21 protein-coding genes are annotated in these 21,874 nt (G+C 63.7%); 15 read left to right on the top strand and 6 right to left on the bottom strand.

What is annotated here, in order from left to right; translation table 11 throughout:
* Nucleotides 1-98: 98 nt before the first annotated feature.
* From OU419_RS14485 to OU419_RS14445, 9 genes are read left to right on the top strand one after another with little or no spacing between them, the layout of a single operon-like run.
* Nucleotides 99-1,280, top strand: a complete 1,182-nt coding sequence (locus OU419_RS14485) for an MFS transporter (RefSeq protein ID WP_254476488.1) — start codon at nucleotides 99-101, stop codon at nucleotides 1,278-1,280.
* A gap of 28 nt (nucleotides 1,281-1,308) precedes the next feature.
* On the top strand, nucleotides 1,309-2,373 hold the full coding sequence (locus OU419_RS14480) for an aromatic ring-hydroxylating dioxygenase subunit alpha (protein ID WP_254476490.1): 1,065 nt from the start codon (nucleotides 1,309-1,311) through the stop codon (nucleotides 2,371-2,373).
* Entirely contained in the window at nucleotides 2,366-3,319 is a 954-nt protein-coding gene (locus OU419_RS14475; protein WP_254476491.1) for a PDR/VanB family oxidoreductase, read from the top strand. The genes OU419_RS14480 and OU419_RS14475 overlap by 8 nt, the downstream gene beginning before the upstream one ends.
* Nucleotides 3,320-3,329: 10 nt before the next feature.
* Nucleotides 3,330-4,394, top strand: coding sequence for an aromatic ring-hydroxylating dioxygenase subunit alpha (locus OU419_RS14470; protein WP_254476492.1), 1,065 nt, complete (start codon nucleotides 3,330-3,332; stop codon nucleotides 4,392-4,394).
* The gene (locus OU419_RS14465; protein WP_254476493.1) at nucleotides 4,391-5,164 is read left to right on the top strand and encodes an SDR family NAD(P)-dependent oxidoreductase; all 774 of its coding nucleotides are present in this window, start codon (nucleotides 4,391-4,393) and stop codon (nucleotides 5,162-5,164) included. Before OU419_RS14470 ends, OU419_RS14465 begins: the two co-directional genes overlap by 4 nt.
* Before the next feature lie 11 nt (nucleotides 5,165-5,175).
* A complete protein-coding gene (locus OU419_RS14460) occupies nucleotides 5,176-5,748 on the top strand; it encodes a cupin domain-containing protein (RefSeq protein ID WP_254476494.1) in 573 nt (190 codons plus the stop codon).
* Complete coding sequence (locus OU419_RS14455) at nucleotides 5,745-6,737, top strand: fumarylacetoacetate hydrolase family protein (protein ID WP_254476495.1); 993 nt, start codon at nucleotides 5,745-5,747, stop codon at nucleotides 6,735-6,737. Before OU419_RS14460 ends, OU419_RS14455 begins: the two co-directional genes overlap by 4 nt.
* Nucleotides 6,728-7,711 (top strand): NAD-dependent epimerase/dehydratase family protein, encoded by a 984-nt coding sequence (locus OU419_RS14450; protein ID WP_254476496.1) that lies wholly within the window; start codon nucleotides 6,728-6,730, stop codon nucleotides 7,709-7,711. The genes OU419_RS14455 and OU419_RS14450 overlap by 10 nt, the downstream gene beginning before the upstream one ends.
* Nucleotides 7,708-8,490 carry a cyclase family protein gene (locus OU419_RS14445; RefSeq protein WP_254476497.1) on the top strand — a complete coding sequence of 261 codons (783 nt, stop codon included), beginning with the start codon at nucleotides 7,708-7,710 and terminating at the stop codon, nucleotides 8,488-8,490. Before OU419_RS14450 ends, OU419_RS14445 begins: the two co-directional genes overlap by 4 nt.
* 111 nt (nucleotides 8,491-8,601) lie before the next feature.
* Here OU419_RS14445 and OU419_RS14440 read toward each other — a convergent pair whose 3' ends face one another.
* From OU419_RS14440 to OU419_RS14415, 6 genes are all read right to left on the bottom strand, one after another.
* Nucleotides 8,602-10,065: a DUF1254 domain-containing protein gene (locus OU419_RS14440; protein WP_254476498.1), complete on the bottom strand. Its 1,464-nt coding sequence runs from the start codon at nucleotides 10,063-10,065 to the stop codon at nucleotides 8,602-8,604.
* A gap of 312 nt (nucleotides 10,066-10,377) precedes the next feature.
* The gene (gene chrA / locus OU419_RS14435) at nucleotides 10,378-11,736 is read right to left on the bottom strand and encodes a chromate efflux transporter (protein ID WP_254476499.1); all 1,359 of its coding nucleotides are present in this window, start codon (nucleotides 11,734-11,736) and stop codon (nucleotides 10,378-10,380) included.
* Nucleotides 11,729-12,670: a chromate resistance protein ChrB domain-containing protein gene (locus tag OU419_RS14430; RefSeq protein WP_254476500.1), complete on the bottom strand. Its 942-nt coding sequence runs from the start codon at nucleotides 12,668-12,670 to the stop codon at nucleotides 11,729-11,731. The genes chrA and OU419_RS14430 overlap by 8 nt, the downstream gene beginning before the upstream one ends.
* Before the next feature lie 417 nt (nucleotides 12,671-13,087).
* Complete coding sequence (locus OU419_RS14425) at nucleotides 13,088-14,386, bottom strand: MFS transporter (protein ID WP_254476501.1); 1,299 nt, start codon at nucleotides 14,384-14,386, stop codon at nucleotides 13,088-13,090.
* 266 nt (nucleotides 14,387-14,652) lie between these two features.
* Entirely contained in the window at nucleotides 14,653-15,519 is an 867-nt protein-coding gene (locus OU419_RS14420; RefSeq protein ID WP_254476502.1) for an NAD-dependent epimerase/dehydratase family protein, read from the bottom strand.
* 200 nt (nucleotides 15,520-15,719) lie between these two features.
* Entirely contained in the window at nucleotides 15,720-16,598 is an 879-nt protein-coding gene (locus OU419_RS14415; RefSeq protein WP_254476503.1) for a LysR substrate-binding domain-containing protein, read from the bottom strand.
* A 240-nt stretch (nucleotides 16,599-16,838) separates the two neighbouring features.
* On the opposite strand from OU419_RS14415, the gene OU419_RS14410 reads away from it, so the two are divergent.
* From OU419_RS14410 to OU419_RS14385, 6 genes are read left to right on the top strand one after another with little or no spacing between them, the layout of a single operon-like run.
* The gene (locus OU419_RS14410; RefSeq protein WP_254476504.1) at nucleotides 16,839-17,963 is read left to right on the top strand and encodes an aromatic ring-hydroxylating oxygenase subunit alpha; all 1,125 of its coding nucleotides are present in this window, start codon (nucleotides 16,839-16,841) and stop codon (nucleotides 17,961-17,963) included.
* 3 nt (nucleotides 17,964-17,966) lie between these two features.
* Nucleotides 17,967-18,371 (top strand): lactoylglutathione lyase, encoded by a 405-nt coding sequence (gene gloA, locus OU419_RS14405; protein ID WP_254476505.1) that lies wholly within the window; start codon nucleotides 17,967-17,969, stop codon nucleotides 18,369-18,371.
* On the top strand, nucleotides 18,371-18,715 hold the full coding sequence (locus tag OU419_RS14400; RefSeq protein WP_254476506.1) for a Rieske (2Fe-2S) protein: 345 nt from the start codon (nucleotides 18,371-18,373) through the stop codon (nucleotides 18,713-18,715). The genes gloA and OU419_RS14400 overlap by 1 nt, the downstream gene beginning before the upstream one ends.
* Nucleotides 18,716-18,736: 21 nt before the next feature.
* Complete coding sequence (locus tag OU419_RS14395) at nucleotides 18,737-19,357, top strand: hypothetical protein (protein ID WP_254476507.1); 621 nt, start codon at nucleotides 18,737-18,739, stop codon at nucleotides 19,355-19,357.
* Nucleotides 19,357-20,583 carry a YlbE family protein gene (locus OU419_RS14390; RefSeq protein ID WP_254476508.1) on the top strand — a complete coding sequence of 409 codons (1,227 nt, stop codon included), beginning with the start codon at nucleotides 19,357-19,359 and terminating at the stop codon, nucleotides 20,581-20,583. Before OU419_RS14395 ends, OU419_RS14390 begins: the two co-directional genes overlap by 1 nt.
* Nucleotides 20,570-21,871, top strand: coding sequence for an amidase (locus OU419_RS14385; protein ID WP_254476509.1), 1,302 nt, complete (start codon nucleotides 20,570-20,572; stop codon nucleotides 21,869-21,871). Before OU419_RS14390 ends, OU419_RS14385 begins: the two co-directional genes overlap by 14 nt.
* Nucleotides 21,872-21,874 lie beyond the last annotated feature (3 nt).

Below are 21,874 nucleotides of genomic sequence, written 5' to 3'. Positions count from 1 at the left end.
GGACGACTCCATGCCCTGCCTGAAGACCCTGTGGCGCGAACTGCGCGCCGGCCTGATCCAGTACGGCGCCGCCCACTGCCCGCTGGCGGAGGTGCGCCATGAGCACTGAGCGCCGCGCCGGTAACGCGCAAGCCCTGTTGTTGCTGTTCGGCAGTTGCCTGCCGGTGCTCGGCGCGGTGCTCATCGCGCCGGTGCTGCCGCGCATGCAGGCGCACTTCGCCGAAGCCTCCGGCGCCGCTGTGCTGGTGCCGGTGGCGCTGACCCTGCCGGCGCTGGTGATCGCCTTCCTCGCGCCGCTGGCCGGCGTGCTGGCGGACCGCGTCGGCCGGCGCTCGCTGCTGCTGGCCAGCATGCTGCTCTACAGCCTGTGCGGGGTGCTGCCGCTGTGGCTGGATTCCCTCGGGCTGATCGTTGCCAGCCGCGCCGGCATCGGCCTGGCCGAAGCGGGCATCATGACCTGCTGCACCACGCTGATGGGCGATTACTTCGATGGCCCGCGCCGCGAGCGCCTGTTCGCGCTGCAGATGGTCGCCACCTCGTTGTCCGCCGCCTTGTTCATGGGACTGGGCGGCGCGCTGGGGGAGAGCGGCTGGCGCACGCCCTTTGCGCTCTACGCCGTGGGCGTGCTGTGCCTGCCGCTGATGGCCGCGTTGCTGTGGGAACCGCAGGCGCGCCGCGTCGAGCTGCAAGCGCCGAGCGCGGCAACGTTCCCCTGGACCGCGCTGGCACCGTTGTACCTGCTTACCGTGCTGGCCGGCGTCAGCCTGTTCATCGTGCCGGTACAAGCGGGCTATCTGCTGCAACTGCTGCATGTCGATGGCCCGCAGCAGATCGGCCTGACCATGGGCGCCAACCAGCTCGGCGTGCTGGCCGGCGCGCTGACCTTCCGCTTGCTCGCAGCCTTGCCGGCGCGCCGTCTCCTGGCGCTGGGCTTCGCCACGGCCGGGCTGGGGGGAGGGTTGATGGCGCTGTCATCCAGCCAGGCGCCGGTGGTTCTCGCCGTGCTGCTCAACGGGCTGGGAGTGGGGCTGCTGCTGCCGACGCTGATCACCCAGGTGATGCAGCAGGTCGGCTTCGACCAGCGCGGCCGCGCCACCGGTGGCTTCACTGCATCGATCTTCGCCGGTGAGTTCGTCAGTCCGCTTCTGATTCTGGCGCTTACCGGCGGCGTCGCCAGCCAGTTGCCGCTTGCCCTGCTGCTGGTGGCGCTGGCCCAGCTCGCGCTGGCTCCACTGTGCCTGCTGCTGGGGCGGCAGACCAAGGCTCAGGCGCTGGCCTGATCACGACAACAAGAACGAGGACATGAGCGTGAGCTACTTGCGTAATACCTGGTATGCCGCCGCATGGGACAACGAGGTCGAAACGGGACAACTCTTCCCGCGCACCCTGCTGGATGAGCCCGTGCTGCTCTACCGCGACAGCCAGGGCATCGCCCGGGCCATCGGCAACCGTTGCCCGCACCGTTTCGCGCCGCTGCACATGGGCTGCCTGAAGGGTGACGAGGTGCAGTGCGCCTATCACGGCTTGCGTTTCGACAGCAGCGGCGCCTGCAGCCACAACCCCCACGGCGATGGCACCGTCCCCCGGGCAGCCAAGGTCAAGGCCTATCCCCTGGTGGAGCGCCACAGCCTGCTGTGGATATGGATGGGCGACCCCGCACTGGCCGATCCGCAGCGCATTCCGGACTTCAGTTGCATGGATGCGGAGCACTGGTACGTCGGCAAGGGATACCTGCACGCCAAGGCCAACTATGTGCTGGAAACCGACAACATCATGGACTTGAGCCACGTCGAGTTTCTGCATCCTTCGACTCTCGGCGGCGAGGGTGTGAAGAGTGCGATCACCAGCGTCGAGCAGGAGGGCGACAGTGTCTGGTCGAACCGCCAGACCGTGGCCGAGATAATGCCGGACTTCCTCTACCAGGCGATGAACATCCCCCTGGGCACCCCGGTGGATCGCTGGATCGACGTGCGCTGGGATGCCCCCGCCAACATGTTGCTCTACGCTGGTGCGGTGCCTACCGGACGGCCGCGTAGCGAAGGGGTCAGCAACCCGATTCCCCATTTGTTCACCCCGGAAACCGGCAAGACCACCCACTACTGGTTCGCCATGTGTTTCCCCAGGGAAATGGGCCCGCTGGGCGAGCGACTGGCCCGTGAACAGGTCGAGGCGATCCGTCGGCCATTCGCCGCCGAAGACCTGCCGATGCTCGAAGCCCAGCAGGCGATGATGGGCGACGCCGAGTTCTGGTCACTCAAGCCGGTGTTGCTGGTCGGCGATGCCGGAGCGATCCGCGCCCGCCGCGTACTCGACCGGCTGATCGCCCAAGAGCGTACGGTCGCCGAGTCTGCGAAGGAGGCCGGCGATGCTTGAGGTCCGCGTGAGCCGTCGCCAGCGCGAGGCGCAGGATATCCTCGGCCTGGAACTGCGCGCTCTGGATGGCTCCAGCCTGCCGCCGTTCAGCGCCGGTTCGCATATCGACGTGCACCTGCCCAACGGGCTGGTGCGCCAGTACTCCCTGTGCAACGACCCGCGCGAGCGCGACCGCTACCAGATCGGCGTGCTCCTCGACCCGGCCTCGCGCGGTGGCTCGCGCTGCCTGCACGAGGCAGTGGAAGAGGGCATGCGGCTGCGCATCAGTGAACCGCGCAACCTCTTCCCGCTGGCTCATGAGGCGGGCCGCAGCCTGCTGTTGGCCGGTGGCATCGGCATTACGCCGATTCTTTGCATGGCCGAACGGCTCGCTCAGAGCAATGCCGCTTTCGAGCTGCACTATTGCTGTCGCTCGGTGGAACGCGCGGCCTTCCTCGGGCGCCTGGGGCAGTCCAGCTACGCCGACCAGGTGCAATTGCATTTCGACGACGGCCCCGCCGGCCAGCGCCTGGACGCCAAGCGCCTGCTTGCTGCGCCGGATGACGACACACACCTGTACGTCTGCGGGCCTGCCGGCTTCATTGCCCATGTGCTTGACAGCGCGCGCCAGGCCGGCTGGGACGAGACGCGCCTGCATCGGGAGTACTTTGCCGCCGCGCCCGAGCCGCAAGTCGCCAGCGGCAGCTTCGAAGTCCAACTGGCCAGCAGCGGGCAATGCTTCCTGATTCCACCGCAGCGCAGCGTCGCCGATGTGCTGCTGGAGGCCGGCGTGGACATTCCGCTGTCCTGCGAACAGGGCATCTGCGGCACCTGCGTTACCCGCGTCCTGGCCGGCGAGCCGGAGCACCGCGACCTGTTCATGACCGATGCCGAACATGCCCGCAACGATCAGTTCACGCCCTGCTGCTCACGCTCCAGGAGCCCGCGCCTGGTACTCGACCTCTGAGGAGCCACCGATGATTCCCAACCCCATCGCCACCGTCGTCCCCGCCAGCGGGCCGGACTTCCCGCAGGACCGCTGGTACGTCGCCGGTTTTTCCTGGGAACTGTCCGGCAAGCCGCTGGCGCGCACATTGCTCGGGCAGCCATTGGTGCTGTTCCGCACCGCCGACGGCGGTGTCGCCGCGCTGGAAGACCGTTGCTGCCACCGTGCCTTGCCGTTGTCACTTGGCACCCTGGAAAGCGGCGGCCTGCGCTGCGGCTACCACGGATTGCTGTTCGGCGCCGACGGACGCTGCCTGGAAATCCCCGGTCAGGCCAAGGTACCTGGCAAGGCACTGGTGAAGGCTTTCGTCCTGCGCGAGCGAGACCATATCCTCTGGCTCTGGCACGGCAGCGACTCGCACATCGTTCCTGACCGCGAACCACCGGCCTACCCGCACCACGACAGCGGCCAGTACTGCTTCGGTGGCGACGTCTACCACTACGCGGCACCCTGGCAGCTCATCCACGACAATCTGCTCGACCTCAGCCACCTGGGCTATGTACACCTGCGCACCATCGGTGGCAACGCGCACATCCACATGAATGCGCAGATGCACGTCAGCGGCGATGAACAGTCGGTCCGGGTGGTGCGCCACATGCTCGACTCCGAACCTCCGCCCACGTACTGCGATGCCTATCCGTTCAAGGGACGTATCGACCGCTGGCAGGAGATCGAATTCCAGCCCTCGCACCTGTGCATCTGGACCGGCGCGGTTGACGCCGGCAGCGAGCCCATCGATACGGCAGACCGAGGCGGCTTCCATTTGCGCGGCTTCCACGGCGTGACTCCTGAAACCAAGGAAACCTGCCACTACTTCTGGACTCAGGCGACCAACCCCGTGGCCGCCCCGGAGGAGAACCTGCGCCGGGTACTGGAGCAGACCCGCCTGACCTTCGATGAAGACAAGCAGGTGATCGAGGCGCAGTACCGCAACCTGCTGCGTTTTGGCGAGCGGTCGATGGTCGACATTCATGTCGATGCCGGCGCCAACCGTGCCCGGCGAATCATTGCCGGCCTGCTGGCGAGCCAGGCATGAGCGCGCTGTTCTCCCTGGCCGGCAAGGCTGCGCTGATTACTGGCGCTACCCGTGGCATCGGTCTGGCCATCGCCCGCGAATATGGCCGCGCTGGCGCGCGCCTGGTGATCAGCAGCGAGAACGCCGAAGACTGCGCGCGAGTGGTCAATACGCTGACGGAGGAGGGCATCGACGTCATGGCCGTGCCCGCCGACCTGTGTGATGCGCACGCCGTTCATGCACTGGCGCATCGGGCTCTGGAACATCTCGGCCGGCTGGATGTGCTGGTCTGCAACGCTGGCGTCGCACCGCACATGGGGCCGCTGGGCAGCGCCAGCGATGCCGACTGGGAGCTGACCTTTACTGTCAACCTGCGCAGTGCGCTGTGGCTGACTGCTGCGCTGTTGCCGGTCATGGCCGAGCACGGCGGCGGCAGCGTCGTGCTGATGGCCAGCATTGCCAGTGTGCGCGGCAACAAGGGCCTGGGCCTGTACGGCCTGTCCAAGGCCGGCCTTGCCCAACTGGCGCGCAACCTGGCGGTGGAGTGGGGGCCGGCGAACATCCGCGTCAACGCCATCAGCCCCGGGGTGATCCACACCGACTTCGCCCGCCCGCTCACCGACAACCCCGAAGTCATGCAGCGCCGCCTGGCACTCACGCCGCTGCGCCGGGTCGGCCGGCCTGAAGAGGTGGCTGCCCTGGCCTTGCTGCTGGCAGCCCCCGGCGGAGCCTTCATCAGCGGACAGAACCTCATCGTCGACGGTGGCACGACCATCGGCGACGGCAATTGAAAGGAGACAACATGCAAGAGCTTCCCCCATTCAAACGCGTGGTCACCGGCCACGATGCCCAGGGTCAGGCGGTGGTCGCAAGCTGCGGGCCGACGCCGAACAACTTCCCGCTCAAGGCGGTGCCCGGCACCTTGTTCTATGAGGTATGGAACAGCCGCGGCAGCCCCGCGCCGCTGGACAGCGGCGACGATCCCACCGCACAGCCGCTGCAATTGAGCCCAGGGCCGCTGGGCAGCGTCATCCGCGTAGTGGACATTCCACCGGACAGCGTGCAGAACCAGGTCAGTGCCGAAGACGCCGCGGCGGTCTTCGCCGAAATCGGTGAATCCCACGCTGGCACCGGCAAGGCCGACTCGAAGCACAAGCTGATGCACCGTACCCAGACCCTGGACTACGGCATAGTCACCGAGGGTGAGGTCTGGCTGGTGCTGGACGATGAAGAGGTGCATCTCAGGCGCGGCGACATCGTGGTGCAGCGCGGCACCAACCATGCCTGGAGCAACCGCACCGAGCAGATGGCGCGGATGGTCTTCATCCTCCTCGACGGCCGCTACGCCGATGAGCTGAAGGAGCTGCTGCCATGAAGCTCGCCACCCTGGACGACGGCAGCCGCGATGGCCGCCTGCTGGTGGTTTCCCAGGACCTGACGCGGGCGGTGGATGCCAGCGGTATCGCCGCTACCCTGCAGGCCGCGCTGGACAACTGGGTACTGCTGGAGTCCGGCCTGCAGCGTCTGTACCAGCGGCTCAACGCCAATGCAGTGGCCGGTGCCTTCGACCTGGACCTTGCGCAACTGGCTGCGCCGCTGCCGCGCGCCTGGCAATGGCTAGACGGTTCGTGCTTCCTCAGCCACGGCGAACTGATGCAGAAGGCCTTCAACCTTGAGCCCATCGAAGGCGTCGAACGCATCCCGCTGATCTACCAGGGCGCTGGTGACGACTTCCTCGGTCCGCGCGCCGACATCCCGCTGCCCAGCGAGGCCCACGGTATCGACTTCGAAGGCGAGTTCGCCGTACTGCTCGACGAGGTGCCTATGGGCTGCCCGGCCGAGCGCGCGCTGGAGCACGTGCGTCTGCTGCTTCAGCTCAACGATGTCAGTCTGCGTGCGTTGGCGCCACGGGAAATGAAGACCGGTTTCGGCTTCATCCAGGCCAAGCCGGCATCCAGCTTCGCCCCGGTGGCGGTGACTCCGGACGAGCTGGGTAGCGCCTGGCGTGATGGCCGCGTGCACCTGCCGCTGACGGTGGAGTGGAATGGTGAATGGTTCGGCCACCCCCACGGCGGCGCCATGCACTTCGGCTTCCATGAGCTGGTCGCCCATGCCGCGCTGACGCGGCGCTTGAGCGCTGGCACGCTGATCGGCTCAGGTACCGTATCCAACGCCGACCGTTCCGTGGGCTCGGCGTGCATCGCCGAGCGGCGTGCCATCGAGACCATTGTTCACGGCGCACCGCGTACCGGCTTCATGCGCTTCGGCGACCGCGTGCGTATGGAGGCGCGTGGTCGCGAAGGCGAAGTATTGTTCGGCGCCATCGACCAGCGCGTGGTGCAAGGAGGCTGGCCATGCGCGTGATGGTCAGCGGGGCCAATGGCTTCGTCGGTCGTCTGCTGGTGCGGCGCCTGCTGGAAGTGGGCGAGCTGCGCGGACGGCAGATCGGGGCCTTGCTGCTGCTGGACCAGAAGCTCGAAGGCCTGCCCGACGATGCGCGCCTGCGCCGGCATCACGGCAGCGTCACCGATCCGGCCTTGCTGCGCCGGGTGCTGGCCGATGGCGTCGATGTGGTGTTCCACCTGGTCAGCGTACCTGGCGGCGCCGCCGAGGCGCAGTACGAGCTGGGTTATCAGGTCAACCTGCAGGCCAGCCTCGAGCTGTTGCAGCAGTTGCGCAATGCCGCACGGCCGCCGGTGCTGGTGTACGCCAGTAGCGTGGCCGTTTACGGCGGCGAGCTGCCGGCGCGGATGGACGAGGACCAGACGACCGCGCCTCAGTTGTCCTACGCAGCGCACAAGCGCATGGTGGAAATCGCCCTGCAGGACCTGGCGCGCCGCGGCGAGGTGGACGGTCGTGCGGTGCGCCTGCCCGGCATCGTGGCGCGCCCGCGCGAGACCAACGGCCTGCGCTCGGCCTTCATGAGCGACCTGCTGCATGCCTACGCGGCGGGGGACAGCTACACCTGCCCGGTGTCGCCAGAGGCCTGCGCCTGGTGGATGTCGGCGCGCTGCTGTGTAGACAACCTCCTGCACGCCGCCGAGCTGGAGGCCCCTGGCGAGCAGCGGGTCTGGCAACTGCCGGTACTGCAGTTGTCCATCTCCCAGGTGCTTGCCGGGCTGGCGTCCTGCTTCGGTGAAGCAGGGCGAGAGCGCATCACTTTCGATCCCGATCCGCGACTGGAGGCGCTGTTCGGCGCCTACCCGCCGCTACGTACGCCCAAGGCCCGCGAACTCGGCTTCCGCCACGATGGATCGGTGGCGGCCCTGCTGCGCAACGCCCTCGATGTCCCATCGCGCCGCCATCGTGCGGCTGCCCGCAAAGGAATCTCCGCATGAGCCTGAACAAACGCCGCCTGCTGGACCTGTCCGTGACCTTGGACAACAACCCCTATACCGATCCGCCCCCCTTGCTGCCGAAGATCGACTACATGGACCACCAGCAAGGTTGGCCGGAGATGGCCGCGATGTTCCCCGGGCTGCGCAAGCAGGACCTGCCCGGTGACGAATCCTGGGCCGCGGAGCGCCTGCAGATCACCACCCACAGCGGCACCCATATGGACGCGCCGTGGCATTACGCATCCACCACCGACGGCGGCAAGCCGGCCTTCGGCATCGATGAGCTGCCGCTGGAATGGTGTCTGCAGCCGGGCGTCAAGCTGGACTTCCGCCACCTGGCGGATGGTCATGTGGTCACCGCCGCGGAGGTTGAGGCGGAGCTGGCGCGCATTGGTCATGCGCTGCAGCCGCTGGACATCGTGCTGGTGAATACCCGCGCAGGCAGTCTGTTCGGCCAGCCGGGATATCTGGAGGCGGGCGTCGGCATGGGCCGCGAGGCGACGCTCTATCTGCTGGAGCGCGGTGTGCGGGTGGTGGGCACCGACGCCTGGAGTTGGGACGCGCCGTTCAAGTACACCCGCGAGCGCTTTGCCGCCTCCGGCGATGCTTCGATCATCTGGGAAGGGCACAAGGCCGGGCGTGACATCGGCTACGGGCAGATGGAAAAACTCGCCAACCTCGAGCAGTTGCCCGACTGCGGCTTCCTGGTCAGTTGCTTCCCCTACAAGATCCGCCACGCCTCCGCCGGCTTCGTGCGGGCAGTGGCGATACTCGATTGACGCCCGCTCGGGCCTGAACACCGGCCCGAGGGCGGGGCGCCGGCAAAGCCGGTTGACGACGCTGGCGCTCGAACCTCTGGAGGCTTGCGTGCCAGCGCCTGTTTCGCTGGGTCAGTGAACCTTCTTGATCACTGGGGGTTTCCAACTGCCGTCAAGAATGGGCTCCTTGCCCCAGTAGGAGCGGATGTAGAGCGAGATCGGCTCTTTGGGCGATGGCAGCCAGTTGCTTTCCTTGTCCTGGCCCGGAGAGGTGGGGCCGACGTACAGAGTCAGCGAACCATCGGCGTTGCGCTTCAAGTCCTTGTTCTTGGTGCCCAGCGAGTAGCGGTTGAGCTTGTTGGCGCTGAACAGGTGATGCTGGTTGTACAGCGTCAGCGACCAGAAGCCCTGGACGGGCGGCTCCTCGCCCTTGGCGAAGGTCACCTCGTAGCTGTGGCTGCCATTGAGCGGCGCGCCGCCATTGTCGAAATCGGTATAGAAATACTGGGTCTCGTTCGGCCGGTTCTCGAACATATTCGACTTGGCCGTGGCGGTGCGGTTGAAATAGTCGTAGCCGAACTGTGCGTTGTTGGCCGAGCGGGTCCAGCCATTGCCTGCCGGAGTGCCGTTGTGCTTCCACTGGAAGAACGGCTCGATCAGCTCCTTTTCGGCTTTCACTGCCGTATCGACCAGCAGTTTCTTCACGGCCGGGTCTTTGGCGGCTGCGTCCACCAATGCCTTGAACTGCGCATACAGTGCTTCTTCGCCCGGCTGCGGCGGCACCATCTCCAGCACCTGTGGCAACTGATCGAAGAACTTCTCGGGGATCACCCAGCGGGTTTCCCCGCCGCTGGCCTTGGCGGCGTTGGGGTTGGGAATGTCCGGAGTGTTTTTCCAGTCGATGGTCTTCATCTTCCCGTCAAAATCCTTCAGCGGGTAGAAAACGACCTGGTTGAGCTTTTCCTGGATCGCTGCGCGGTCCTCGTCGGTGTCATCCATGAAGATGCGCGGGATGATGTTGTTCAGTGCCGTGGGGCTGCGAATGACCGCCTCGACACCTTCGGGCTTCTCGCCTTTCCAATTCGGCCCTACCAGCAGGTAGAAGCCCGGCTTGGTGCCGTAGGGCTTGCCCAGTTCGCCGAACTGGTCGGTACGCTGGTCGTACATGGCGTACACCCAGAAGCGCTCGCTGAAGTCCGGTACCTGCGCAATCACCGGTTCCTCGTCCAGGGAGAAGAAGCCCAGGCCGTAGACCACGTCCTGGTTGGGACAGGTTACGAAGGTTTCGTCGGGGGTGATGTAGTTGTGCAGCATGCCGAGGTGACCGCGCGGAGCCACTGGCAGGATGCCGCCCAGCAGCCCGGGATGGGGCGCCTTGGTGATGGTCTGGCTGCGGTTGAGCTGGTTCACCATTGGCCAGCCCCAGAGGTAAGCCGTACGCGCTATCGCTTTCACGTACTCTTCGGGCATCTGAACGCCGGAGGCGGGCAGGGTGATCGGCTTGGCAGGTGGGGCAGAGTCTTCGGCGTGGGCCAGTGGAATGCCCACAGAAACCAGCATCAGCGCGGCAGACAGGGTTTTAAGGGCGGAGTTCATCGTCGACGTCCTTGCGTTCGTGAGAAGCGTTGGACGGAGTCGAAACTGCGAACGGCGGTGAGGACTTCTCGGCCTTCACACTCAGCGCTCCGTGCTCCGAAGTGGATTCTCCGGAGTCTAGACAGGGGCGCCGAAACCGCCATCAAGCGATTTCCCGATGATTCCAGGCGGCGGTCGGCGCGGGATGGAGCCCAACCGCCAGGGCGGCATAGTCCGCCAATCCGCTGCTGGGGTTATCGGCTCAATGGCCGGCCTGGCTCCGGCATTGGCAATGTGTTCTGCAGGCGCCTTGAGGCGGAACGCATCTGGACATCAGCCGCGCAGCAGATGAACTGCCAACCCGGCCAAGGCGCAGCCCACCAGTACCTGGATTACGCCGCGTTTGAAGCGGAACAGCGCAACCGCCGCCGCCAAGGCGATCATTGCCGACGGCCATTGGAAGGTTCCCTCGAAACCTTGTGGCCAGAGCACGTGATAGCCGAAGAAAAGCGCCAGGTTAAGAATCACCCCGACCACGGCGGCAGTAATGCCGGTCAGCGGCGCGGTGAACTTCAGTTCGTTGTGCGTCGATTCCACCAGCGGACCGCCGGCGAGAATGAAGAGGAAGGATGGCAGGAAGGTGAACCAGGTAACCAGGGAGGCCGCGATGGCGCCCGCGAGGAACGGGTACTGGGCGCCGAACATCGGGTGCACGTAGCCGCCGATGAAGCCGACGAAGGCCACCACCATGATCAGTGGCCCGGGCGTGGTTTCGCCCAGGGCAAGGCCGTCGATCATTTGTGTCGGCGACAGCCAGCTATAGTGGCCGACTGCGCCCTGGTACACGTAAGGCAGAACGGCGTAGGCACCGCCGAAGGTTAGCAGCGCGGCCTTGGTGAAGAACCAGCCCATCTGTGTCAGCGTGCCGTTCCAGCCGAAGCTGGCCGTCAGCAGGCCCATGGGCAGCAGCCAGAGCGCGGCGCCGATCAATGCCAGGCGCAGCAGATGCGCCCAGCGAAAGCGAGCATGCTCGGGCGTCGGCGTGTCGTCGTCGATCAGCGCCGCGCCGAAGCTGGCCGTCCTTGCGGCGTGTCCGCCGCCGATGACAAAGCTGCCCGGCAGCAGCCTGCCGCCGATATAGCCTATTGCGCCTGCCGCCAGCACGATCAACGGGAAGGGTACATTGAGCGCGAAGATGGCAACGAAGGAGGCGGCGGCAACAGCCCACAGCCAGCCGTTCTTCAGCGCGCGCGAGCCGATGCGATGGGCCGCGTGCACGACGATGGCCGTCACCGCAGGCTTGATGCCATAGAAGATGCCGACCACCACCGGCACTTCGCCGAAGACGATGTAGACCCACGACAGGCCGATCAGGATGAACAGCGACGGCAGCACGAACAGCGCCCCGGCGATCACCCCACCCCAGCTCCGGTGCATCAGCCAGCCGATGTACGTGGCCAGTTGCTGGGCTTCCGGCCCCGGCAGCAGCATGCAGTAGTTGAGCGCATGCAGGAAGCGCCGCTCGCTGATCCAGCGGCGTCGCTCCACCAATTCCTGGTGCATGATCGCGATCTGTCCCGCCGGCCCGCCGAAGCTGATGAAACCCAGCTTCAACCAGAACAGGAAAGCTTCGAACAGACCGATTGGCGCCCTGGCGACAGGTTCGGAGGACTGCAAGGTGGAGTCAGTCATGGTTTTTCTCATCGTCCGCGAACGCGGTCAGTAGGCCATCGAAGATACTGCCGGCCGCCTGCAAGAGCAGATCGTCATCGCTGATGCCCGCTCTCAACCCGGCCAGAACGCGCTCGATGCCCGAGGCCTCGGCAGGCTGGAGTCCGCCGATGTCCAGGTAGTGCACGATGGCGCCGATGCGTATCAGTGCGGTGCTTTCAAGCTGGAAGCTGGCCAGCAGGGTTTCGAAGGTGACCCGCCGCCCTGCGTGGCTGAACGCAGCGCCATCGAAGTCGAAGCCCAGTGCGTCGGCGGGGCAGTCGCCCGGCGAGTCCAGCCAGAGAATCTGCGCCTGCGGGTCGATGAAGCGGCGGATCAGCCAGGCGCTGGCCAGGCGGTCGACCCAGGGACGCTTGCGAGTGGCCCAACGCCGGCCTTGGAAGTCTCCGGGCGCGAGTAGAGCGACGGGAGCATCGCTGGGATACGGCTCGTCCGCCGAAAGCGTGCGGCCTATAGCGGTTTCCAGCTCCTCAAGCGCAGAGTCGGCCTGCTGTCTCGCCTCGCCGGGAAAGAAGTCGATGGCGCTCAGTTGGGCGAAGGCCTTGCGCAGCTTGCGAGCCTGCCGCGCGGCCTGCAGGGCGGTCTCGCCCGTCAGCTCGTCCCGGCACTGTGCAATATCGCCGCACAGCCTGGCATAGTCCTCGCGTCGGTCGAACAGCGGGATGAAGCGTTCATCCTCGCCCTGGACCTGAAGCAGATAGGCTGTTCCGTTGATGGCGAGTACTTCCCGCTCAACTGTTTCGAGAGCCTCTCGACCCGCCGGATGTTCCGGCAGCAGATAGACGCCGTCGCGGAGCACCGCCGATCCGCAAGCCTTGAGCGCACGCCAGGCTCGCATACGCTCGGTTGCGTTTGCCGTGGGCAGTCCAAGCACCAGGAGAAGCCAAGTACTCATGTAGAGTCTCAAACAGTATCTGTAGTGATCCCTACTATATTTGTGTTTCTGAGTTCTGCAACTCGATTCGAAGGAAAAACAGCGCCCAGTGACCGGGCCAGGCTGGACCGTTAGACAGCGCCGTGCCGATCACTTCCCATCAGCCATGCCACAGCGCTCACGCCGCCGGACAGATGGCCGGGAAGCGGTCATCCTTGCCCTGCGTTATCGAGAACAGCGCCGGGGGCGGCAATCCCTGTGCGTCCACACCTGAAGGCATCGGTTTCCGCCAGCGCCTGCAGCCTTCAAAAAAAATCCGCCGCAGAGTTCCTTCCTGCAGCGGAGAGTGTGAACCTGAAGATGCTTGTTGCCCGGCACATCCTGCGTGGCCGGAGGGGAAGTCCAGGCCCTCGGAGCGTTGCCGGGGCCGGATTGCAATCAGACTCCGCTTGCTTCGGAAAGGGAGCGGCCTTTGGTTTCCGGGGCCAGGAAGTAGGAGATGATGAAACCAACCGCTGTCATGGCGGCCATGATCAGCATCGTGCCTCCATCACCGTAATGCTCCAGCGACAGGGGCAGCAGGAAGGTCCCCAGTGCCGCGCCGATCCGGCTGACCGCGGTGATCACGCCCATTGCAGTGGCCCGGATGTCGGTGGGGAACAACTCGTTCGGATAAGACCATTCGAGAATGTTCGGACCGCCCGAAGTCACTGCGTAGAGGCAGAACCAGAAGATGATCAGCCCGACCGGTGCTTCAGGAGCAATGCCCAGGGCGAGGAAGGGCAGAATCATCAGGGCGAAGGACCACAGCAGCAACGGACGACGGCCAATGGTTTCCGAGAGCCGCAGCGCCGGCAGACAGCCCAGAAGGAACAGCAGGCTGATCAGCGCGTAGCCGATATTGCTGAGGTTTCCCTCGTTCATCCCGAATGCCGAAAGCATGACAGGACCAAAGGTATAGATCGCGAAGACCGGGGTGACCGCGCAGAGATAGAACATCCCGCAGAAGAACGTACGCTTGAGGTATTCGCCCTGGAGCAGCGCCGAGTATCCGAGGCGCTTCGGACGAACCGACTCGGCGTCGCGGATGGACGAAAGATCTGCGTCCTGCCCATAGATTTTCCTGACGACGGCTTCTGCCTCATCGATCCGGCCCTTGGAGATCAGCCAGCGCGGAGACTCCGGGGTACCGATGCGCATGAGCAGGATGATCAGGCCCGGAACCCCCGAGCTGGCCAGCATCCAGCGCCAGGAATCCTCACCGAGATACTCGACCATTGCGAAGCCGAGGAAGGTCGCCACGGTAGCGCCGAGGAACCATGCCACCACCAGGGAGCCGAGCATTGCCGCACGCTGCCTGGTAGGAAGCCATTCGGCGAGCAGCGACGTGGCGATGGGGTAGTCGGCGCCGATGGCGACCCCGATCAGGAAGCGCAGCAGGATGATCTGCCAGGCGTGATCGACGAAGGCGCAGAGCACCGAGCCGACGACCAGAACGATCAGGTCGATCGTGTACATCAGTTGGCGCCCGATGATGTCGGTCATGCGGCCAAAGACCAGGCCGCCGAAGAAAATCCCGATCAAGGCGGCTGCGCCTGCCAGGCTCAGGTCCGTACCGGACAACCCGAGCGCCGGTGTCATGCCGATCAGCGCGACGCCGATGATGCTCAGCAACCAGCCATCGAGGAAGGGGCCGCCAGCGGATTGAAGAAGCAGCCGCCAATGGAAGAATGTCATTGGGCTGTCGTCGATGATGGAGGAACCACGATTCGCTCCTGATGACGAATCAGCGAGCATTGCCGAGTCGGATCCAGTGATCACAGTCATTTCATTCACCCTGTTCTAATTGTTTTCATTCGTGGGTTCAGCGACAACCAGCTCGTTCATCGAGCGGTGCCGGCCAAGGTCATTTCGCGCGCAAGTAGATGTACGGACGAGGCTGGATCCTCCGACGAGAATGTAGGGAAATCCGGCTCGTGAGAACCGGAGCGGGAGATCAGGCCCTACAGGAAGTCCTGCCAGCGACTCTCTGCAACGAAGTCGAGTTCCTGACGAGCCTTGTCGCCGGAGAAGATCGAAGCGTAAGGGTCACGCTCATAACGCTCCTTGTCGCGAATCTCCGGGAGCTTGCCGAACACCCGTTCCACCCATTGCAGAGTCGGTTCGGCACGGCAGCTATCCTGAGCGGTGATGAAGAAATTGCCGCTGCTGATATGGGTAGCCCGCAGCGCAGCCTCGAAGGCGCGCGCGCAATCTTCGGGAGTGATGTAGTAGAACAGCCAGCGTGAGGATGGATCATCCGCGCGGGCAATGGTCGGCGCGATATTCTCGGGGATAAGGACCATCATCGGGCGCAGGCACACCACCTGAATGTCGCCGCGTCGAACGAAGCTCGCAGCCATGTTCTCCATCAACTGCTTGCTGACGCTATAGGCCTGTATGGGGTAGTGAGGATGCTCTTCGTCGACAGGGAGGTACTGCGGAGTGAAGGAGGGATTCGCTTCCGAGAGACCACACGCCGAAATACTGGAGCAGAGAACTACCCGCTTGATACCCAGTTCATTGGCTGCCTGAAGCACATTCCAGGTTCCCTGGACGTTGACGTGAATATAATCCTCGGGCTTTGCCTGGTGGTCAAAGTCAATGGCTGCCAGATGAACTACCGCATCGGCACCTACGAATTCCTTGCGAAGAGTATCCAGATCGAGAACATTCGCTTCCGCGAATTTCACATTCTGCCTGGGCGGACGAAGATCGAGAACTTTAACTTCGAAGTTCTTGTGGAGTTGCTCGACTACATATTGACCGAGACGTCCGCTACCGCCGGTTACTACAACTTTTCGCGGTTGGGGGAGGGAGGTTTCACGCACTGCATATCTCCTGCTCAGAGATTATTGGATTTATGAGGCAGGAGGATATGGAATTCATCTCGGGGGCGCGAAGTATAAATACTTGGTCACTTGTGAGAATTTTTCATTGGCCTGGATGAGTTCTGTTCATCAGGCAGCAGCCACCTGACAGGTAGCTGCCGTCCTGTGCTCTGGAGGCTGGCGCTGAACGGGCAGGCCGCTCAGGCGGCCTGGGCCTTCAACCAGTCGATGAAGATACGAGCCTGCGGGTTGTTGAGGACGTCCGGGCGGTACAGCAGGTAGTAGGAGTAGTGCGGTAGTGCTGTGGCGAATGGAGCCACCAGAGTGCCTTCGCTCAGCTCCCGCTCCAGCAGTGAAAGGCAGGTCAGAATGAAGCCCTGCCCATCGATCGCCGCGTGCAGCCGGACGTTGGTGTCATCGATGCTCACCCGCTTGAAGGGCTTCAGGCGCGGTTGCCCGGCCAGATCGAGCCAGCGATCCCAGTTGTCCGAGGTTTCCTCGTCCAGCAGCACTTGTCCTGCCAGCGCGGCAGCAGTCGCGGGTTCTCCCAGAGCCTTCAGGGTGCGCGGGCTGCATACGGGTGTGAGGTCGCCATTCACCAGAAGGTGCGACTCAAGGCCCGGGAACTGCCCGCTGGCCCAGGCTATGGCTATGTCGTAGGTGTCGAGGCTGGTCGGCGAGAACTGGATCGTGTGGTGCAGGCTCAGTTCGATATCCGGGTGTTGCTGCCAGAAAGACGACACGCGCGGCATCAGCCACTTCTGCGCGAAATAGGGGCGCAAGGCGATGGTGAGCGGGCGTCCGTTCCCCAGTTCGCGGACCTTCTGGGTGACATCCAGCAGGTGGGTGAAGGTACGGCTGCACTCCGGCAGCAGGTAGCTGCCTGCATCGGTGAGCAACAGGCGGTTGTTTTCCCTTCGAAACAGTCGAACCCCGAGGTTCTCCTCGAGCAGCTTGATCTGATGGCTGATCGCGGAAGGGGTTACATTCAGCTCCAGGGAAGCTTGCGTGAAACTGAGGTGGCGCGCCGCGACTTCGAAGGTCTTGAGCGTATTCAGGGGAGGGAGCCGATTGGTCATGATTTTTGTTCTATTTGCAGCAAGGCTATAACGGCGTACGCATTGAGCGCTCTTCGAGTGTTGGGCAAAAGACTTGTTGCGTCAATCGTTCCCAGACCGCTGACAAGCTTTCCATGCCCTTTTTATTTTTTCTCATCCGCCGTTGAATTCTTATCGTTTGTTCCCCTGGCAGTGGGTTTCTAGGATGCAGCTCGAGTCAATAGAAACTCATCATCAGCCTGACCAGGAAGGAATAAAAACATGTCAGTCGTTGAAGAAGTAATCCGTATTCGTGAACAGTCGTGCACTCTTGAGCCCGGTAATGTTCTTCCGGGACTTTCCCAGGGCGCCTATATCAGTGAAGAGTTCTTCCGTACGGAACAAGACAAGGTATTCGCGAAGAACTGGGTCTTCGTCGGTTTTGTTCATGAGTTCGTCGAGCCTGGTACTTGCGCACCGATCGAAGTCGCTGGTCAGCCGCTGCTCATCGTCTCCAATGACGATGGCGAGATTGGTGTCTTCCACAACATCTGCCGCCATCGCGGGCTGAAGCTCGTAACCGATCGCTGCAATGTCCAGGGGTCGATCAGTTGCCCTTACCACGCCTGGTCCTATTCGCTCGATGGCGAGCTTGAAGCTGCCCCGCACTTCGGTGGTTTCCGCAAGCAGGACGTCCCCGGTTTCTCCCGCGCCGATCATGGTCTCAAGCGCGTACGCCATGTGGAGTGGAATGACTGGATCTTCGTCAACCTGTCCGGCGACGCCGAGGAGTTCGAAGAGTACTCCCGCTCCTTCGCCGAGCAGATCAAGATCCTCGACGTGAAGTTGCTCAAGCCGATCGGCAAGATCGATCTGGGCGAGGTGAAGTGCAACTGGAAGTTCCTGATGGAGAACTTCATCGAGCCCTACCACGTACCTATCGTGCACGACGAGACTGCGTCGGGCCAGCCGCTCAAGGACCACTACACCATCGTCGCCGGACGCTGCCTGGGTTCGGCGATCGACCTCGAAGCGGAGAAGGAGACCACCGCGAAGTCCAGTGCCCTGGACATGAGTGCCCGCTATCTGACGCTGTTCCCGAACTTCGTGCTGGGAATCTACCTGCCGGACCAGGCGGGCGTGCACCTGAACATCCCGGTTTCCGCCGACCGTACTCGTCAGTTCCGCGTGCTCTATAGCGTGGGTGAGCAGCACTACACCGATTCCGACAAAGAGAACCTGTGCAATCTCTGGTACAGCGTGCACAAGGAAGACCACGAGATTGCCGAGTTGCTGCAGGAAGGTCGCCGCTCCCCGGTCATGAACGATGGTGGTGTCATGTCGCCTCACTGGGAAGACAGTGCCAACCAGTTCCAGAACCTCGTTCTCCAAGCGATGAAGGACTGATCCATGCGGGTACGCCTGATGCACACGATGCTGCGGGTCATGGATCTGCAGCGTTCGCTGGACTTCTACGTTGGCCAGTTGGGGATGCGGCTTTTGCGCAGCACGGATTACCCCAATGGCCGCTTCACCAACACCTTCATAGGTTTCGAGGAAGAGGAACGTGGGACTGTCCTGGAACTGACGCATAACTGGGATCGAACCGAGCCATACGAACACGGTACGGCCTGGGGGCATCTGGCATTCGGTGTGAGTTCTCTTCGCGATTTCGTGGAGCGCTTGCGTGCCGCCGGTGTGCCGGTGGTGCGCGAGCCCGGCCCGATGTCCGGCGGTACCCGGGAAATCGCATTTGTACTCGACCCGGATGGCTTTCGGGTCGAGCTGCTGCAGTCTGTGGTGGAGGACGCCTGATGTCCGTGCGCGAAGAGGATTGGGCGGTTGCCTGTCGAGTCGACGAAATCGACGACGAGCAGGCCAAGCGAGTTCAGATCGGCGATCAGGCGATCGCTGTCTTCAATCTCAATGGTTGCTTCCATGCACTGGCGGACCGATGCCCCCACGGCGATGCGTCGCTTGCCGAAGGCTGGATCGAGAACGGCGAAGTGGAATGCCCTCTGCATCAGGCGCGGTTCGATATCGCGACCGGTGAGGTTCTCTGCGCGCCCGCCAAATCCTGCGCCCGGCGCTATTCGGTCAGGGTTGAGAACGACGTGGTGTTGATCGGCCTGTTCGAAAACACCCTGCAAATCGCATAACAAGAATTCAGGAGTCTACGTATGCCCATCATCCAGAATGGTGTCGTCAGTTGGTCGGGGGAGAATCCCGGTATCTATCTGAAGAGCGCTTCCGATCCCCAGGGCGATTGGCAGGTTCTGGCCCTCTATTTCCGAGTGATCGCGTCTGCTCATGGCCGTGGCCGCGGCATCCTCCTGTTGGGCGACCCTGCCGTCGAGGCCGGGTATCCCGCCGCGAGGAATCTGTGCATCAGCGACAACCTGGAGCTGATGGACTATCTGCTGAGCCAATTCGTTCCGAAGTTCGGCGCCTTCCGCGGACGTGCAGCGTTGCCTCACGTCACATTGCTGCAGGCCACCGGCGGGAGTACCGACGAAAAGGATCCGACCCAGTGGGTGGAGACCATTGCAGCCGGCGATGTGAGCCTGTCGCTGGCGTGGAAGGGGCTCAAGCAGCCCTTTGCCGCGGATGTCGGCCCGGGTTTTTCCGCGACCGGCGAACACCGGATGTACAGCCTCTTCCAGGGGGCGGAGAGAGGTGAGATCCGCCTGGACGGCGAACTGCTCGACGGTGTGGTGGTGGAGCGCGACTTCCTCGACGGCAAGCTCAACTCGGCGTTTCTCGCCTTTGCGGAGACCTGGGTAGAAGAGGGGGATCAGTAATGAACCTTGCCCTGCGCCGTCATCCGGCGGATTCGATGGCAGTCGATGCCATGATCGGTTGCCGACCGCGTTGGACCGCCATTGCCTCTGCCAGGGATGTTCTGAACCTGCGGGGACGCTATCTACTCCACGCTGGCCCGCCGATCACCGATCGCAGCCTGATCGCTCTGCCACAGAAGAATTCGATGTTGATGGCCATTCTGTTCGAAGGGTGGGCTACCGACCGCAGGGGCGCCGAAGACTTGCTGATGTCTGGCGAATTGGCCTTGCATGCGGCCCAGGATCACGGCTGTGCCGTGCCATTGGCCGATGCGCTTTCCCCAGGCATGCAATTGCTGGTGGTCGAGGATGGAAGTTGTCCATCGCGGCAAGGCTATAGCACGATCAACGGCGGCGATGGGCCCGTAATGCGCGTGGGGCAGTACAGCGAAAGTGTCCTGGAGCGGCTGCGCTGGATCAATCGGCATCTGGCGCCCCAGCTCCAGTCTGTCATCGCTCGAAGCCCGATCGATCTGCTACCGGTGGCGGATACGGCGTTTGCGGCGGGGGATGATTGCCACGGCCAGACCCGGCAGGGGAGCCAGTCGATCGCTCAAGCGCTCCTGCTGCGTGCCGGTTCCGACGGCTTTGACGATGAAGCCAGGCGCTTCCTCGATCAGTCCGCGGCCTTCTTCCTGAACCTGTGGATGGCGGCTGTGAAGTGTTGCTTCCTCGCTGCGGAAGACATTCCAGGCAGCAGCGTCGTGACGGCCATTGGCGGCAACGGCAGACAATTTGGCATACAGGTCTCTGCAATGCCGGGTCGTTGGTTCGTGACCACCGCAGAAGCGCCGTTGGTGCCCGGAGCGGACGAACAGGTCCGCCAACGTGCCCTGGGAGCCATTGGCGACAGCGCGATTGTCGATGCTTTCGGCAGTGGCGCGATGGCTCGCGATCTCGCTCCGCTCACTGCGCAGCGCCTGGCGAAAACCTGTTCCGAGCACGGCCGTGTATTTCCAGGCAAGCTGCTTCAGTATCCGCACCCTCAACTGATCCAGTCGCAGGCCTACCGCACCGGGCTGGATGCTCGGCAAGCCTGCCGCCTGGAGCAGGGGCCGGTCGTCAGTCTGGGCGTACTCGACTGGCAAGGGGTGCTGGGGCGTCTCGACGGTGGCTTCTTCTTCAGTCCGCTGAAACCATTCCAGGCCGCTATCGAGGCGTTGGAGGCTGCCGATGCGTCCGCATGAGCTTGGCCTGGTGGAGGCAGCGGAGGCCATCGCGGCCCGCAGGCTGAGTTCCGTTGAGTTGGTGACGGATTGCCTGGCTGTCGTCGCGGCGAGAGAACCTCAAGTCGGTGCCTGGGTCCACATCGATCCGGATCAGGTCCTGCGAGAGGCCCGGCGGTTGGATAGCGAGCCTGCTAGCGGCCCGCTCCACGGCGTGCCCGTTGCCATCAAGGACATCATCGACACCTGCGGCATGCCGACCTGCAGTGGTTCTTCGATCTATGCCGGGCGTCGTCCCGGCATGGACGCCGCTTGCGTCGCACTGCTCAAGCGGGCAGGCGCCTTGATGATGGGCAAAACCGTCACCACCGAGTTCGCTTACTTCAAAGCCGGCAAGACCCGAAACCCGCACAACCTGGACCACACCCCAGGCGGCTCTTCCAGTGGATCGGCGGCGGCCGTTGCGAGCCTCATGGTGCCGGCTGCGCTGGGCTCGCAGACAGCAGGCTCGTTGATCCGCCCGGCGTCCTACTGTGGCGTGGTCGGCTACAAGCCTACCTATGGCGACTTCCCGGTCGCCGGGGTCAAAGGGCTCTCGCATTCGCTGGATACGTTGGGTGTCCTCACTCGTTCTGTGGACGACGCCCGTTTGCTGCGCTCCGTGCTCACGGCAGACACCGTATTCCCTTTCAGCAGCAGTGAGCGCTGGATTCCTTCCATTGGCCTGTGCCGCACGCCGGATTGGTTGCAGGCTTCGCCTGAAACGCGCCACGGGCTGGAGCAGTTGCTGTTGTCCCTCGGTGCCTGCGGCGCCCGCGTTGGCGATGCCCAACTGCCATCCAGCTTCGCGATGTTCGCCGATCTGCAGCGCAAGGTGATGGCCTATGAAACCGCACGCAGCCTCGCTCCGGAGTACGACGGCTATCGGGAGCAGCTCAGTGAGCCTCTCCTGGCTCTCATCGAATATGGCCAGGGACTCTCCACCGAGGAGTACAGCGAGGCGCGCTCCAGCGCCGAACAGGGCATGGTTGCGATCTCGCCGATCTTCGATGAGTGGGACGTGCTGCTGGCCCCCAGCGCTCCTGGAACCGCTCCGCTTGCCAGCGATGGAACGGGTGACCCGTTGTTCAGCAGGATGTGGATGTTGCTGGGAGTGCCCACCATCTCGCTACCGGCACTCGACGGCCAGAATGGCTTACCTGTCGGGATCCAGTTAGTGGGTTCGCGGTTTGGCGATGATCGTTTGCTGCGAGCAGCACAGTGGGTCGAGAAAGTGCTTTCCGACCGTCCCAGGTTTTCCCTTCTCTAGGAG

It is taken from the genome of Pseudomonas triclosanedens (assembly GCF_026686735.1).
GTDB lineage: Bacteria > Pseudomonadota > Gammaproteobacteria > Pseudomonadales > Pseudomonadaceae > Pseudomonas > Pseudomonas triclosanedens.
The sequence above is the reverse complement of the archived record's forward strand: the minus strand, read 5'-3'. Positions and strand labels throughout refer to the sequence as shown.